Source organism: Streptomyces sp. NPDC030814, from assembly GCF_055572155.1.
Map to the genome: position 1 here is coordinate 40855 of NZ_JBVIDX010000010.1, position 15330 is coordinate 56184.

Below are 15330 nucleotides of genomic sequence, written 5' to 3' on the forward strand. Positions count from 1 at the left end.
GTGTGCATGCCTCCCGCTCACCTGCTCACCTGTTGTCCCTCACTCCTATCCCCGCGGTTCGCGTGCCGCAACCTCCGCCGCCAGCAATCGCCTCAGACATCCCAGACATCGGGAACGTTCCGGACCGAGACTGCCCTGTGAGATACCCAACTCGCCCGCGATCTCGCGATATGTGAGGTCCCGTGGTGAGAGCAGGGCCGCGAGCAGCCGGGGGCAGCGGCCGGGAAGCCGGCGGACGGCGGCGTACAGGGCCCGGCGGCGGGCCGCGGTGAGCGCCAGCTGTTCCGGACCGGGCGCGTGGACGTCGACGGGCTCCGCACCATACGGCTGTTCGATCCTGGCCGCGCGGCGGCTGAGGCGGGCCTCGAAGCGGACGGCGCTGCGCAGCCAGCTCTCGGGATCGCTGGGCGGGCCGTCGGTGTCGAGACGTTCCAGCAGACGCAGCCAGACCGCCTGCTCCAGGTCTCCCTCCTCGGTGCCGGCCGCGTACGCCTCGGCCGACACCTCGGCGACGAGCTGGGGGCGGAGGGTGGCGAGCATCTCGGGTGTCATATGCCCCGGGACGCCGCCGCCCCGGCAGGGGGTTGCCGGGGCGGCGGGGTGTCACCCCAATCGGTGCATGCGGTGCATCGGTTGACGTGGAGGCACCGGGGGGGGCTCCCCGAGGAGGCTCCCCGAGGAGGCTCCGGGGCCGCGGGTCAGTCGCCGACGAAGTCCGCGTGGGCCAGCAGGCCCGTGTCCGGGTTGTCGGTGAAGATGCCGTCGATGCCCGTCTCGAAGTACACCTTGAACGCGCCGAAGGCGTCGCCGTAGGCGTTGGCGTCGGTGCCCCTGCGGAAGTCGGCGGGCAGGAAGCTGTTCTCGTTGCGCATGGTGTAGGGGTGCAGGATCAGGCCCTTGGCGTGCGCGTCCGCGACAAGGGTGGTGGGCGTGGTGAGCCGGCCGCCCGAGTCGCGCGGGATGATCAGGTCGAGGGTGGGGCCTATGCCGTTGGCGTAGGAGGCGATCCACGCCAGACCCTCGGGCTTGACCAGGTCGGCGACGGTGCGTGGGTCACCGGCCTCGACGAAGTCCCAGGGGCGGGTGGCGGCGCCGGACAGCAGGACGACGAGGGGGCTGTCCACCAGGCGGTTGAGGCGCTGGATGCTGCTCGGCTCGAACGACTGCAGGAAGACCGGCGAGTTCTTCCGGTGGCGGTCGTACTTGCGCAGCAGGTTGGCGAGCGGCTCCTCCAGACCGAGACCCAGCTTGCGGAAGTAGGTGGGGTGCTTGGTCTCGACGTGCAGCCAGATCCGCCGACCACGCCGCTTGCCCTCCTTGTCGGCCCAGCGCAGGACCTCTTCGAAGGTGGGGATCGCCCAGCGGCCGTCGTAGAGCGTGTTCTCCTGCCGGGTGCCGGGGATGCGTTCCTTGGCGCGCAGGGTCTTCAGCTCGGCGAGGGTGAAGTCCTCGGTGAACCAGCCGGTGTAGGAGACGCCGTCGACGACCTTCGTGGTCCTGCGGTCGGCGAATTCCGGGTGGGCCGCCACGTCGGTCGTGCCGGTGATGTCGTTCTCGTGACGGCACACCAGGTGGCCGTCCTTGGTGGGCACGAGGTCCTGTTCGATGACGTGCGCGCCCATGTCGAGGGCCAGCTGGTACGAGCCGATGGTGTGCTCCGGGCGGTAGCCGCTGGCCCCTCGGTGCGCGATGACCGTCGGCACCGGCAGGCTCCGGTAGCCGCCGTGCGACGACGCGCCGGCCGCCTTCGCCTCGTCCGCTCTCGCCGTGGCCGGCAGCCCGAGGACGGCTCCGCCCGCGCCGAGCACCGCCGCCCCGAGCAGCGCCCGCCTGCCCGTTCCGCGCCCCTGCTCGTTCGGGTCCTGCGACTGACGCGACTCCTGCGTCCCCATGTCGGCTCCTCCCACCGCTGTGCCCTGCACCTGTCAAACCGGGTTGATCGTAGGTGCCGCGAGGTGACCGTAGGGAGACCTGGTACCGAACACACGGGTGACGCCTTGTGTCATGAGAGTGGCGGAGTTTGACGGAGTGTCGGATGTCTGGCGCGATGTCCGTCACATGGTCCGGGGCGGCGGGCGTCCGCCATCCAGGCGATACCGCAGGTAAAGGTATGTCAACAGTGCGTATCCACTCGGTGAACCGATGTGCGCCGGCCTCGGGGGCGGGAGTATCGTCCTCACCTGCACAGACTTGTTCCGGAACCTTGACATGGGAGGGCCTGTTGTCCCGCTTCGCGCTCATCAAGGCAGTGCTCGGACCGATCATGCGCCTGATGTTCCGCCCCCGGGTGGAGGGTGCGGAGCACATTCCGGGTGACGGCCCGGTGATCCTCGCCGGCAACCATCTGACCTTCATCGACTCGATGATCCTGCCGCTGGTCTGCGACCGCCAGGTCTGCTTCATCGGCAAGGACGAGTACGTCACCGGCAAGGGCCTCAAGGGGCGGCTGATGGCGTGGTTCTTCACCGGCGTCGGCATGATCCCCGTCGACCGCGACGGCGGACGCGGCGGTGTCGCCGCCCTGATGACCGGGCGGCGCATCCTCGACGAGGGCAAGGTGTTCGGCATCTACCCCGAGGGCACGAGGTCGCCCGACGGCCGGTTGTACCGGGGACGTACGGGTATCGCCCGGCTGACGCTGATGACCGGCGCTCCGGTCGTTCCGTTCGCCATGATCGGCACGGACAAGATCCAGCCGGGGGGTGCGGGGCTGCCCCGGCCGCACCGGGTGACGGTGCGGTTCGGCGAGGCGATGGAGTTCTCCCGGTACGAGGGGATGGACCGGGACCGGTATGTGCTGCGGGCGGTCACCGACTCGGTGATGGCCGAGGTCATGCGGCTTTCCGGGCAGGAGTACGTGGACATGTACGCGTCCAAGGCGAAGGAAGCGGCGTAACTCCCCGAGCTTCGTGACGAGGACGCCGGGAGTCCTCCGGCGTCTTCCGGGCCTTGGGGGTCCTTTCACTGTGCCCGCCCGGGTCGCGCGGTCTGGCACCGCACCTCGCCGCGTTGCCCAGAGGTCCTGTTAGCTCCGCTACGAGGACCTTCCGGTGCCTTGCTATGCACGGCACCGGACCACGCGACCTGATCGGACGCTCATAGTGAAAGGACCCCTTACCCGGCGCCCGGAGGGGCGGTAGGGTCCCGGTGTGCGTTGATCTTCCGGGCGGCAGCCGTGTGCTGCCGCAGACGGTGCGGGGCGGCTCCCTGACGGGGGCCGTCCCGCAGGCATACCCGTCGTCACACCACCGGAGATCCGCACCATGACCGTGCAGCAGACGCTCACCTACGACGCGTTCGTCCGGCTCGCCGGCGCCGATCCAGCCGTCGTCGGCCTCGTCCTCAAGGGCTCGCGGGCTCATGACGGCATGAGCACCGAGCACTCCGACCACGACCTGTACGTGGTCCTCGCCGATGAGGCGACAAGCGATCTCACCCGGTTCACGGGCCATCGCACCCCCGAGCTGGACCTCGTCGTCCTCTCCCTCGAAGCCTTCCGGGCGGCCGGCATGCCCGGTTTCGAGCGCTACGCCCTCGCCCGCGCCCGGATCGTGCTCGACCGCCTCGACGGAGGCATCGCCCGGATCCTCGCCGACAAGGCCCGACTGGACGCCGACGAGGCGTTCCGGGCCGTCGGCGGTCGGCTCGACGCCTACGCCAACTCTCTCTACCGCTCCGTCAAGAACCACCGGGACGGCCAGGCACTCGCCGCGCGTCTCGACGCCGCCGACAGCGTGCGGTTTCTGCTCGAACTGCTCTTCGCTCTCGACCGTCGCCCCCGCCCGTACAACAAGTACCTGGAGTGGGAGCTCGGCCGGCACCCGCTGCCGGGCTGGGACACCACCGTGTTGCTTCGTGCCGTGGAGCACGTCTCGACCACCGGCGACGTCTCCCTGCAACGGCAGCTCTTCGCCCGTGTCGAGGCGGCGGCGCGAGCAGCCGGGCACGGCGGCGTGCTGGACGCGTGGGGCGAGGACCTCGCTCTGATGCGACCGCGCTAGGGCTGTCGGAGGGGGCTCGTGGGCCGTGCGCCAAGGCACGATCGTGCGCCAGGGCGCCGCAGTGGTTCACGGCCGCGACGGCGCCCTGGCTTTCCCCGACGGGATCTGCACCCGATCTAGGCCTTGCTGTCGAGCCGTTGCCCCCGCAGCATGAACCAGGCCGCGGCCGCCGTTGCCAGCAGGATGGCCGCTCCCACTCCGGCCGCGAGCGTGAGGCCGTCGACGAAGGACTCCCGGGCCGATGCGAGCAGGGCCTCGGCCCGCTCCGACGGGAGGCCGGCGGCCACCTCCACCGCCCCGCCGAGCGACTCGTGGGCCCCGGCCGGGGTGCCCGCCGGTGCGGCGAAGCCCCGGTAGACGCCGGTCACGATCGAGCCGAGCAGGGCGATGCCGAGGGCCGCGCCGAGTTCGTATGCCGTCTCGGAGACCGCTGAGGCCGCTCCGGCCTGCTCCTTGGGTACCGAGGAGAGGATGACGTCGGCGGTCACCGTGAAGGAGAAGCCCGCGCCGACGCCGACGACCAGGAGGGCGGCTCCCAGCAGCGGATAGCCGGTGGACTCGTCGATCACCGTCAGGACGCCCAGCGCCAGGCCGGTCGACGCCAGGCCGCCGGCGACGACGGCCCGTACCGAGAAGCGCCGGGCCGTGCGGCCCGCGATCAGACCGGCCACCACCGCGCCCACGGCGGCGGGGAGTTCCGCGAGGCCCGCTTCGAAGGGCCGCCTTCCCTGGACGAGTTGCAGGTACTGGGAGAGGAAGAAGACGAGGCCGGACAGGCCGAACACGGTCAGCAGGTCGGCGAGGACGGCGCCCGAGAACCCACGGTCCCGGAACAGACGCATGTCCAGCAGCGGCTGCGGCAGGGCCAGTTGACGGCGCACGAAGAAGAACAGGGCGGCGACGCCGAACAGGCCCGCGGCGAGCGCGTTGCCGTCGATGCCGTGGCTGGCGATCTCCTTCACGGCGTACACCACACCGATCATGCCGACGAGGGACAGGCCGACGCTGAGCAGGTCCCACGGGCCGGGGTTCGGGTGGCGGGACTCGGGAAGCAGCTTGCTACCGACGAGGACCAGCACGATCATCACGGGCAGGTTGATCAGGAAGACCGAGCCCCACCAGAAGTGCTCCAGCAGGAATCCGCCGACGACGGGACCGACCGCGGTTCCGGCGGAGGCGGTGGCACCCCAGATGCCGATGGCGAGGCTGCGTTCCCGCGGGTCGTGGAAGAGGTTGCGGATCAGGGCGAGGGTGGCGGGCATCAGGGTCGCGCCCGCGACGCCGAGCAGCGCCCGCGCGACGATCATCATCTCGGGCGTCGTCGCATAGGCGTTGAGCACGGATATGGCGCCGAACGCCGTGGCGCCGATCAGCAGCAGCTTCTTGCGGCCGATACGGTCGCCGAGGCTGCCGGCCGAGACCAGCAGGCCCGCGATGACGAACGAGTAGACGTCACCGATCCAGAGCAGCTGCGTGCCCGAGGGCTTGAGGTCCTCGCTTATGTAGGGGGTCGCGAGACCGAGGACGGTCGCGTCGACGGCCACCAGCAGCACGGCGAGCACGAGGACGCACAGCGCGAGCCAACGGCCCGGCCGCTTCACCGCCTCGGTCGTGGACGCCGGCTGCAGGGTGCTGGTCATGATTCCTCTCTCCGTAGTGCGCCGCCGAGCAACAGCTCGACGATCATGTGGGTGAAGTCCTTGCCGGCGACCCGGCCCTCCGACACCGCCCAGGCGCCGGAGGCCAGCAGGCCGTACAGCGCCTCGGTGAGCCAGGCCGGCGTCAGGTCGATGCGGAACTCTCCGGCTGCCTGACCTCGTCTGAACAGGGCCGCGACGCGGTCGTCGATCCTGGCCCAGCCCTCGTTCTGCCCCTCCCCCTCGAACAGCTGGTTCTCGGTGTAGAGGAAGGCGAGCAGGCCCGCGGCCGGTTCGATCTCGCGCACGAGGCGTCGTACGGCGTCGCGCGCCGGGCCGTCGTCGAGGCGGGCCGCGTCCAGCGCGGTCTCGCACTCCGCGATGCCGAGCGCCTCCAGCGCCAGGACGAGTGCGTCCCGCCCCGCGAAGTGACGGTGCAGCGTGGCCCGGCTGATCCCGGCGGCCTTGGCAACCTCGTCCATGGTCGCGGTGGATTTACGGGTCAGCAGGGCCGCGGCACTGCGCAGCACGTGGTCACGGTCGACAGCCATGAGACAACCATAGACCACGTGAGACATTCTTGTCTCAGCACGGGCATGTATGTCTCACGTCTCAGGTGTGCGTGGCTTGAGGTCGGCGCACCGCTCGACCGGCGTACTGCCAGCCTGCGACGGCGCGCCGCTCAGCCCGTGCCGCTCAGCCCCTGGCCGCTCAGCCCGTGCCGCTCAGCCCGTGCCGCTCAGTGCCAGGGCAGTTGGCCGCGCTTCTCCCAGTAGGTGCGCGGCTCCTCGACGAGCGTCTCGAGCCGGGTCAGCTGGTCGTCGTCCAGGTCCACGACCGCCGCGTGCAGGTTGGAGGCGAGCTGGTGGACGGTGGCGGCACCGGACAGCACGACGCCCGCCCATGGTTGGCGGAGGATCAGCGCGAGGGCGACCGCGTCGCAGCCGAGGGACGTCTCCGCGGCCACGGCTCGCAGCGCGTCCGGCGCGTGCGGCTCGGCGAGCCTGCCGTTGGCCATGCCCTCCTTGACGATCACGGTGAGCCCGGCGTCGTGCGCCTCGGCGAGGGCGGGGGCGGCGGAGGTCTCCAGCGCGTTGTACGTCGACTGGACGGTGCGGAAGAGGGGCTCGCCGTCGACCGTCACGGCGAGGGCGGCCCGGATGGCGTCGGCCTGCGCCGGGCCGCTCGTGGAGAAACCGATCGTGATGCCCTGGGCGGCCGCTTCGGCCAGCTTGGCGTGGAGTTCCTTGTCGGTGAGGGCCGGGCTGTCCGGGGTCACCGAGTGGATCTGGTAGAGGTCGAGCCGGTCGCCGAGCAGCTCGGCGGTCTCGGCGCGCTGCCGCTCGTACGTGGCGACGCCGTGGTCCTTGACCTCGTGGTGCTCGGCGTCGGTGGTCCAGTCGGCGGTGTAGGTGTAACCCCATTTGCTGCCCACGACGATGTCGTCGATGTCGGGGCGGGCCTTCAGCCAGTCGGCGAGGAACTCCTCGGAGCGGCCGTAGGAGCGGGCCGCGTCGACGTAGCGGACGCCCTGCGCGTAGGCGGCGTCGAGGAGTTCGTGGGTGCGGGTGCGCAGCGCCTCGACGCCGCGGTCGGGTCCGAGGTCCTCGTCCCGGCCGAGGTTGATGTAGCCGGGGCGGCCGACGGCTGCGAGGCCGAGTCCGATGTGGCAGGTGGGGGTGGTCGCTGAGGCCAGTCGCGCGAAGGGCATCGCGGGCTCCGTTCGGTCGGCTCCTTACGGCTTGCGACCAACGTAACCCGCGATGACCTTGGTTGTGCGGTGCCGGGGCGACCGGCGTCGGCGTCAGCCCTGCTTCGCCGTCGCCCAGGCGTGCTGGACGGCCAGGTTCTCCTTGACCTCCGCCAGCTGGGTGGCGACCGCGGAGGGGGCCGTGCCGCCGCGGCCGTTGCGGGAGGCGAGGGCGCCGGGGACGTTGAGGACCGTGCGGACCTCGGGGGTGAGGTGGGCGGAGATCTTGGCGAACTGTTCGTCCGTCAGCTCGTCGAGCTCCTTGTTCTCGGACTCGGCGACCTTGACGCACTCGCCGGCGACCTCGTGCGCCACCCGGAACGGCACGCCCTGCTTGACCAGCCACTCGGCGATGTCGGTGGCGAGGGAGAAGCCTGCGGGGGCCAGTTCCTCCATGCGCTCGCGGTGGACGGTGAGGGTGGCCATCATCCCGGTGAAGGCGGGCAGGAGGACCTCCAGCTGGTCGATGGAGTCGAAGACCGGCTCCTTGTCCTCCTGGAGGTCGCGGTTGTAGGCGAGCGGGAGGGCCTTCAGGGTCGCCATGAGGCCGGTCAGGTTGCCGATGAGGCGGCCGGACTTGCCCCGGGCCAGCTCGGCGATGTCCGGGTTCTTCTTCTGCGGCATGATCGACGAGCCGGTGGAGAACGCGTCGTGGAGCGTGACGAAGGAGAACTCCTTCGTGTTCCAGATGATGACCTCCTCGGCGATCCGGGAGAGGTTCACCCCGATCATCGCGGTGATGAAGGCGAACTCGGCGACGAAGTCGCGGGAGGCCGTGCCGTCGATGGAGTTGCCCGAGCTGCCGTGCTCGAAGCCGAGGTCCTTCGCGACCGCCTCCGGGTCGAGGCCGAGGGAGGAGCCGGCGAGGGCGCCGGAGCCGTACGGGGAGACCGCCGTGCGCTCGTCCCACTGACGCAGCCGCTCGGCGTCGCGCGACAGCGACTGCACATGCGCGAGGACGTGGTGGGCGAACAGCACCGGCTGGGCGTGCTGGAGGTGGGTGCGGCCGGGCATCGCCACGTCCGGGTGGGCCTCGGCCAGGCTGACCAGCGCGTCCTGGAGTTCGGCGATGAGGCCGCCGATGACACGGGCGTGGTCACGCAGGTACATGCGGAAGAGGGTCGCGACCTGGTCGTTGCGGGAGCGGCCGGCGCGCAGCTTGCCGCCGAGGTCGGGGCCGAGGCGCTCCAGCAGTCCCCGCTCCAGGGCGGTGTGCACGTCCTCGTCGGCGATGGTGCCGACGAAGGAGCCGTCGGCGACGTCCGCCTCCAGCCGGTCGAGCCCGGCCAGCATGTCGGTCAGCTCGTCGTCCGTGAGCAGCCCCGCCTTGTGCAGCACGCGCGCGTGGGCGCGGGAGCCCGCGATGTCGTAGGGCGCCAGTCGCCAGTCGAAGTGGACGGACGCGGACAGCTTCGCCAGGGCCTCGGCGGGACCGTCGGCGAAACGGCCGCCCCAGAGCCGAACGTCACCGCTGTTGCTGCTCACTTGCGCTGCTCCTAGAGAGGTGTGGATCTTCCACGGGCGTCCGCCGCGACCGTCGGCGGCCGACGCTTGCCATGCATGATTATGCAGAACTCTGCATGAATCGTCAATGTGAGAGAAGTTCAAGAGAAAAGCAAGAACCCTTGAACACGCGAAACCGCTTACCCGTACCTCTCCCCGAACGCAGGCGCCGCGTTAGATCACACCGACCACACCTGACCCGAGTGAGGCATCCGCATGTCCAGGGCTCTTCCGAAGTACAACAAGCGTCGCGTAGGGATCATCGGCGGCGCCGCCGCGGTCGTGCTCTCCGGAGCGGTCATCGCGGGTTCCGCTCTCGCCGGTGAGGGTGGCAAGAAGAACGGGCAGGACGCCGCGTCCCCCGGCACCATCGCGTGCCCGGCGGTCGAGGGCAGCCTGCCCGCGATCCCCGCGTCCGCCAAGGCCGAGGTCGACCGCAACCTCGCCCTGCTGCAGACCCAGATCCAGGAGGCCAACAAGCGCCTCGTCGACACGGTCGGCCAGGGCGGCCCCAACTTCGTCAACAACGCCATCCTCGGCCCGCTGGAGGACAAGCGCGTCGCGACGCTGAACCGCATCGAGACCGCCATCGGCCGCGCCGCCGCCAAGCCCGAGGGCCTGGAGAAGCTCGCCCCCTGCCAGCTCAACCAGGGCGGCGCCGCGGGCGCCGGTGACCAGGCGGGCGCCGGTGCCGGTGCGGACGCCGGGGCCGAAGCGGGCAACGCCGGTGCGGGGAACAACGCGGGCGCCCCGGGCACCATCTCCTGCCCGGCCGTCGAGGGCAGCCTGCCCGCCATCCCCGCCTCCGCCAAGGCCGAGGTCGACCGCAACCTCGCCCTCCTCGACACCCAGATCCAGGAGGCCAACAAGCGCCTCGTCGACACCGCCGGCCAGGGCGGCCCCAACTTCGTCAACAACGCCATCCTCGGCCCGCTGGAGGACAAGCGCGTCGCGACGCTGAACCGCATCGAGACCGCGATCGGCCGCGCCGCCGCCAAGCCCGAGGGCCTGGAGAAGCTCGCCCCCTGCCAGCTCAACCAGGGTGGCGCCGCGGGCGCCGGTGACCAGGCGGGCGCGGGCGAGGAGGCCGGAGCCGGCGCCGAGGCCGGTGCGGGCGAGGACGCGGGCAACGCGGGCAACGCCGGTGCCGAGAACAACGCGGGCGCCCCGGGCACCATCTCCTGCCCGGCCGTCGAGGGCAGCCTGCCCGCCATCCCGGCGTCCGCGCAGGCCGAGGTCACGCGCAACCTGGAGCTGCTCGACACCCAGATCCAGGAGGCCAACAAGCGCCTCGTCGACACCGCCGGCCAGGGCGGCCCCAACTTCGTCAACAACGCCATCCTCGGCCCGCTGGAGGACAAGCGCGTCGCCGCGCTGAACCGCATCGAGACCGCGATCGGCCGCGCCGCCGCCAAGCCCGAGGGCCTGGAGAAGCTCGCCCCCTGCCAGCTCAACCAGTGAGCCGTGCCGGGGACTCGCCCGGCGAGTGCCGCTCGGGTCGGCCGCTCGTGCCGACCCGCTCATCCGGCGAGTGACCTCCTGCGCCCCCGTGGGCGACAGGGGCCGTGGCCGCCCCGCGCGCCGGCCGGGGCGGCCATGCAAGACCGGCTCCGATTCCGGGTGGATCCCAGCGATGGCGATCCACCCGGAATTCGTTTTTCCTTAGACAGGCGAACGATATACGCCGAGAATCATGAGTCATGGGAAAGACTTACGAGCGCATCGACGGCCGCCTGCGTACGTTCATAGAGGCCCAGCCCCTCTTCTTCACCGCGACGGCGCCCCTGTCCGCCGACGGCACGGTCAACCTCTCCCCCAAGGGCCTGCGCGGCTCGTTCGCCGTCCTCGACGAACTCACCGTGGCCTACCTGGACTTCGCGGGGTCCAACGCGGAGACCATCGCGCATCTGCGGGAGAACGGCCGGATCACCCTCATGTGGTGCGCCTTCCAGGGGCCGCCCACCATCGTGCGCGTCCACGGCAAGGGCGAGGCCGTCTTCCGTGACGACCCGCGCTTCCCGGAGCTCCTGGCGCGCTTCCCGGACATCGACCCCGCCCAACACGGTCTGCGCGCCGTCGTCGTCGTGCGGGCCGAACTCGTCCGCGACAGCTGCGGCTACGCGGTGCCCTTCATGGCGTACGAGGAGGACCGGGATCTGCACGGGCGCCGCTTCGCGCGCGAGGACGACGACTCGCTCACCGCGTACTTCCGCTCCAAGGAGCACATCGAGACCAGCCTGGACGGACTGCCCGGGCTGCCGTTGCCGCTGCCGCCCTCGGCCGGCTGAAACGGAACATCCCGTTCGCCGAGCGGTTTCCCCACCACGTTGAACACACGGCACTCCCTGCACGTACGTGTGGGCCAAGGGTCCAGCCCACCACGGAGGAACCGTGTCCACGATCGCCGGAGGTCGCGCCGCGCGACGCCAGACGATGCGCCGCATCCGACCTCGCCGCTCCCCCGCCGTCCCGCTCCTGATCGTCTTCTGGGCGGGCGCGGCGGCGGTGGTGTGGCTGTGGTGGGACAACACGCCGTCCATCGCGGACCAGGGCAGCCAGATGGTCAACGCCGGCCGGATCACGGGCCTGCTCGGCGGGTACCTGATGGCGCTGGTCGTGCTCCAGATGGCGCGGGTGCCCGCTCTGGAACGCCGGGTCGGCTCCGACCGGGTGGCACGCTGGCACGCGATGACCGGCCGCTACACGCTCTGCCTGGTCGTGGCGCACGTCGTTCTCACGATGTACGGGTACGCCCTGCAGGCCGGTCTGACCCACACCGCGATCCTCCAGCAGACCATCGACTCCATCAATCAACTGCCGGACATGGGCAAGGCCGCCATCGGCACCGGTCTGCTGGTGTTCATCGGCCTGATCTCGATCGGCCCGGTGCGCAAGCGGATCCCGTACGACCTCTGGTACCACACCCACCTGCTGACGTACGCGGCGACGTTCCTGACGTTCTGGCACCAGATCACCACCGGCAACGAGTTCGCCGCCACCCCCGAGGCGAAGACCGCCTGGTACGCGCTCTACGGGTCGGTGACCGCGCTGGTGATCTGGTACCGGATCCTCACCCCGATCCGGCTGAACATGAGGCACCGGCTGCGGGTCGAGGCGGTCATCGAGGAGTCGCCCGGCATCGTCTCGGTGCTGATGAGCGGGCGCAAGCTGCACCGGATGGGCGCGGAGGCCGGGCAGTTCTTCCGCTGGCGGTTCCTGGCGCCGGGTATGCGGTTCAGCTCGCACCCGTACTCGCTGTCGGCGGCGCCCCGCCCCAACATGCTGCGCATCACCGTCAAGGCGATCGGCGACCACAGCTCCGCCCTGCGCGACCTGGAGCCCGGCACCCGGGTGTGGGCCGAGGGCCCGTACGGGGCGCTCACCGCCGCGAAGCGCAGCCGGGGCAAGGTGCTGCTGGTGGCCGGCGGGGTGGGCATCACCCCGATGCGGGCGCTGTTCGAGACGCTGCCCGGCGCGGCCGGTGACCTGACCCTGCTCTACCGGGCCAACAGCACCCAGGACCTGGCCCTGTGGGACGAACTCGCGCAGATCGCGGAGGAGCGCGGGGCGCGGCTGATGTACGCGGTGAACAGCCCGGAGGGCGAGCGCCCGGACATCTCGGCGGAGTCCCTGCGCCGGAAGATCCCGGACATCGATCGCCACGACGTCTTCCTGTGCGGTCCGCCCGGCTTCGCCCAGGGCGTGTACGAGGCACTGCGCGGGGCGGGCGTTCCCACCCGCCGTATCCACCACGAGTCGTTCGAGATGTGAGCGACGGGCCTTCGGGCCGTCGAGCGCTCACCACGGGGCCGTCCCCCGCCGACCCCTGCCCATGGGGGCTTCCCCACGGGGCTTCCCCTTACGAGACTTCACACTTCAGGAGCTGAAGGAGCGATGAAGAAGAGCCACCCCATCCGGCGGACCCTGCTCGCCACCGCCGCCACCGTGTCGGGCATCGTGCTGCTGCTGTCGCTGAAACCGGCCTCGGACCCGGCCGGATCGGTACAGGCCGGAGCCGCCGGGGGCGCGCCGTCGGCCCAGGGCGGGGTGGTGGCGGGCGCGCAGACCCTCACGGGTACCGCCGTGCAGACCGACTACGGCCCGGTCCAGGTCCGCATCACCGTCGACGGCGGCAAGATCACCCAGGCCGAAGCCGTCCAGAAGCCCAGCGGCGGCCGTTCAACGCAGATCAGCAACGACGCCATACCCAAGCTCAACCAGGCGGCCGTGGCAGCGGGCAACGCCGACATCGACGCGGTGTCCGGCGCCACGTACACGAGCACCGGGTACAAGCAGTCCCTCCAGTCGGCCCTCGACCAGGCCGGCAGCGCACAGGGCTCCGGCGCCCAGGCCTCGGGCGCGCAGACCCTCACGGGTACCGCCGTGCAGACCGACTACGGCCCGGTCCAGGTCCGCATCACCGTCGACGGCGGCAAGATCACCCAGGCCGAAGCCGTCCAGAAGCCCAGCGGCGGCCGTTCAACGCAGATCAGCGGCACCGCGATTCCGAAGCTCAACCAGGCGGCCGTGGCCGCCGGTTCCGCCGACATCGACGCCGTCTCCGGCGCCACCTACACCAGCGACGGCTACAAGCAGTCCCTCCAGTCCGCCCTCGACCAGGCCGGCAGCGCACAGGGCTCGGGTACCGAGGCGGGCGGATCGCAGAACGCGGGCGAAGGCGCGGGCGAAGGCGCCGCGGACTCAGGGGCCGGGAAGGCGACGGGCACCCAGGTGCTCACGGGCTCGGCCGTCAAGACGGACTACGGACCGGTGCAGGTCCGCATCACCGTCACCGACGGCAAAATCACCGACGCCGAGGCGCTGCAGCAGCCCAGCGGCGGCCGCTCCACCCAGATCAGCGGCACCGCCATCCCCAAGCTCAACCAGAACGCCGTCGCGGCGGGGAGCGCCGACATCGATGCTGTCTCAGGTGCCACGTACACCAGCGAGGGGTACAAGAAGTCCGTGCAGTCCGCCCTCGACCAGGCGGGCTGATCCTGTGGCCGAACCCGCCGGGGCCGCCGCGCCCGCCCAGCTGCGGCACGCCGAGGAGGTCATGGGCACCGTCTTCTCCTTCGACATCCGGGGAGGCGAGCCGACGGCGATCAGGGCCGCGCTCGACGAGGCGGTGGCCGGGCTCCACACCGTGAACGAGGTGTTCAGCACCTACCGCGAGCAGAGCCAGATCTCCCGGCTCGCCCGGGCCGAGACGACGATCGAGGAGTGCGTCCCGGAGGTCGCCGAGGTGCTCGGACTGTGCTCCGAGGCCGAGCGGGTGAGCAACGGCTGGTTCAGCGCGACCTACGAGGGCCGCTTCGATCCGACCGGCCTGGTGAAGGGGTGGGCGACCGAACGGGCGGCCCTGCGTCTGGTCGAGGCGGGCGCGGAAGGGGTGAGCGTCAACGGCGGCGGCGACGTCCAGCTGTGCGGTGTACCGGGCCCCGACCGGCCCTGGCGGGTGGGCGTGGCCGATCCGCTGCGGCCGGGTGGGCTGGCCGCGGTCGTCACCGCGGCCGGCGCCGACCGGCTGGCCGTCGCCACTTCGGGCACCGCCGAGCGGGGCGCCCATATCGTCGACCCCCGCACCGGCAAGTCCGCGGTCACGGACCTGGTGTCGGTGACGGTGGTCGCTCCCCGGCTGACCTGGGCGGACTGCTGGGCGACGGCGGCCTTCGCGATGGGGTCGCGGGAGGGCCTGGCCTGGCTGGAGTCCCTGCCGGACGTGGAGGCCCTGCTGATCACGGCGGGCGACGAGGTGCGCTGCACGGGAGGGCTGGCCTCCCGCCTGGGCTGACCGGGCCGACCGGCCCGCGCCGGGACCGCGCGGGACCGCGCGGGCGACCGACCGCATCCCACTCGCGGCCGGTGTCCCCGCGCGTCTCCCCCTCAGTGGCCGTTCTGGGCCAGCCGCAGCAGGTGGTCCGCCAGCGCCTGCCCGCCCACCGGATCACGGCTGATCAGCAGCAGCGTGTCGTCTCCGGCGATCGTGCCCAGCACGTCGTGCAGTTCCGCCTGGTCGATGGCCGAGGCCAGGAACTGGGCCGCGCCCGGCGGCGTACGGAGCACCACCAGGTTCGCGGACGCCTCCGCGGAGATCAGCAGCTCCGCGGAGAGCCGCCGCATCCGCTCCTCCTTCGCCGACTCGCCCAGCGGCGCCCGGGGCGTACGGAAACCGCCCTCGCTCGGCACCGCGTAGATGAGGTCGCCGTCGGTGTTGCGGATCTTCACCGCGTTCAGCTCGTCCAGGTCCCGGGAGAGCGTCGCCTGGGTGACGCTCAGCCCGTCGTCGGACAGCAGCTTCGCCAACTGGCTCTGCGAGCGCACCGGTTGCCGGTTGAGGATGTCCACGATCCGCCGGTGGCGTGCGGTACGGGTCTGCGGCACCGCGGGCCCCGCCTGGTCGTGCTCCTGCTCCTGGCTCATCGTCGTCCCATTCCCC

At 71.3% G+C, this 15330-nt stretch carries 13 protein-coding genes and 1 pseudogene; 7 read left to right on the forward strand and 7 right to left on the reverse strand.

Annotation, left to right across the window (positions count from 1 at the left end):
• Positions 1-45: 45 nt before the first annotated feature.
• Complete coding sequence (locus ACZ43N_RS21780; protein WP_468099551.1) at positions 46-552, reverse strand: RNA polymerase sigma factor; 507 nt, start codon at positions 550-552, stop codon at positions 46-48.
• Positions 553-698: 146 nt separating this feature from the next.
• Positions 699-1892: a glycerophosphodiester phosphodiesterase gene (locus ACZ43N_RS21785; RefSeq protein ID WP_468099552.1), complete on the reverse strand. Its 1194-nt coding sequence runs from the start codon at positions 1890-1892 to the stop codon at positions 699-701.
• A 329-nt stretch (positions 1893-2221) separates the two neighbouring features.
• Here ACZ43N_RS21785 and ACZ43N_RS21790 point away from each other — a divergent pair, with 329 nt between their 5' ends.
• Both ACZ43N_RS21790 and ACZ43N_RS21795 read left to right on the forward strand, forming a co-directional pair.
• A complete protein-coding gene (locus tag ACZ43N_RS21790) occupies positions 2222-2896 on the forward strand; it encodes a lysophospholipid acyltransferase family protein (protein ID WP_468099554.1) in 675 nt (224 codons plus the stop codon).
• A 367-nt stretch (positions 2897-3263) separates the two neighbouring features.
• Positions 3264-4001, forward strand: a complete 738-nt coding sequence (locus ACZ43N_RS21795; protein WP_468099556.1) for a hypothetical protein — start codon at positions 3264-3266, stop codon at positions 3999-4001.
• 116 nt (positions 4002-4117) lie between these two features.
• Here ACZ43N_RS21795 and ACZ43N_RS21800 read toward each other — a convergent pair whose 3' ends face one another.
• From ACZ43N_RS21800 to argH, 4 genes are all read right to left on the reverse strand, one after another.
• Positions 4118-5641: an MFS transporter gene (locus ACZ43N_RS21800; protein WP_468099558.1), complete on the reverse strand. Its 1524-nt coding sequence runs from the start codon at positions 5639-5641 to the stop codon at positions 4118-4120.
• Entirely contained in the window at positions 5638-6189 is a 552-nt protein-coding gene (locus tag ACZ43N_RS21805; protein ID WP_468099560.1) for a TetR/AcrR family transcriptional regulator, read from the reverse strand. The genes ACZ43N_RS21800 and ACZ43N_RS21805 overlap by 4 nt, the downstream gene beginning before the upstream one ends.
• A gap of 188 nt (positions 6190-6377) precedes the next feature.
• Positions 6378-7349, reverse strand: coding sequence for an aldo/keto reductase (locus ACZ43N_RS21810; protein WP_468099562.1), 972 nt, complete (start codon positions 7347-7349; stop codon positions 6378-6380).
• Between the two features lie 93 nt (positions 7350-7442).
• Positions 7443-8873 carry an argininosuccinate lyase gene (gene argH, locus ACZ43N_RS21815; protein ID WP_468099563.1) on the reverse strand — a complete coding sequence of 477 codons (1431 nt, stop codon included), beginning with the start codon at positions 8871-8873 and terminating at the stop codon, positions 7443-7445.
• A 234-nt stretch (positions 8874-9107) separates the two neighbouring features.
• On the opposite strand from argH, the pseudogene ACZ43N_RS21820 reads away from it, so the two are divergent.
• The 5 genes and pseudogenes from ACZ43N_RS21820 to ACZ43N_RS21840 form a co-directional block, all read left to right on the forward strand.
• Positions 9108-9932 (forward strand): annotated as a pseudogene (locus tag ACZ43N_RS21820) (hypothetical protein); the annotation flags it as partial.
• A 659-nt stretch (positions 9933-10591) separates the two neighbouring features.
• Positions 10592-11179 carry a pyridoxamine 5'-phosphate oxidase family protein gene (locus ACZ43N_RS21825; RefSeq protein WP_468099565.1) on the forward strand — a complete coding sequence of 196 codons (588 nt, stop codon included), beginning with the start codon at positions 10592-10594 and terminating at the stop codon, positions 11177-11179.
• 145 nt (positions 11180-11324) lie between these two features.
• Positions 11325-12662 (forward strand): ferredoxin reductase family protein, encoded by a 1338-nt coding sequence (locus tag ACZ43N_RS21830; protein WP_468099946.1) that lies wholly within the window; start codon positions 11325-11327, stop codon positions 12660-12662.
• A 123-nt stretch (positions 12663-12785) separates the two neighbouring features.
• Complete coding sequence (locus ACZ43N_RS21835) at positions 12786-13886, forward strand: FMN-binding protein (protein ID WP_468099566.1); 1101 nt, start codon at positions 12786-12788, stop codon at positions 13884-13886.
• A gap of 4 nt (positions 13887-13890) precedes the next feature.
• Positions 13891-14685 (forward strand): FAD:protein FMN transferase, encoded by a 795-nt coding sequence (locus tag ACZ43N_RS21840; protein WP_468099567.1) that lies wholly within the window; start codon positions 13891-13893, stop codon positions 14683-14685.
• Between the two features lie 92 nt (positions 14686-14777).
• Here the strand turns inward: ACZ43N_RS21840 and ACZ43N_RS21845 are convergent, their stop codons facing one another.
• Entirely contained in the window at positions 14778-15314 is a 537-nt protein-coding gene (locus tag ACZ43N_RS21845; RefSeq protein ID WP_468099569.1) for an arginine repressor, read from the reverse strand.
• Positions 15315-15330 lie beyond the last annotated feature (16 nt).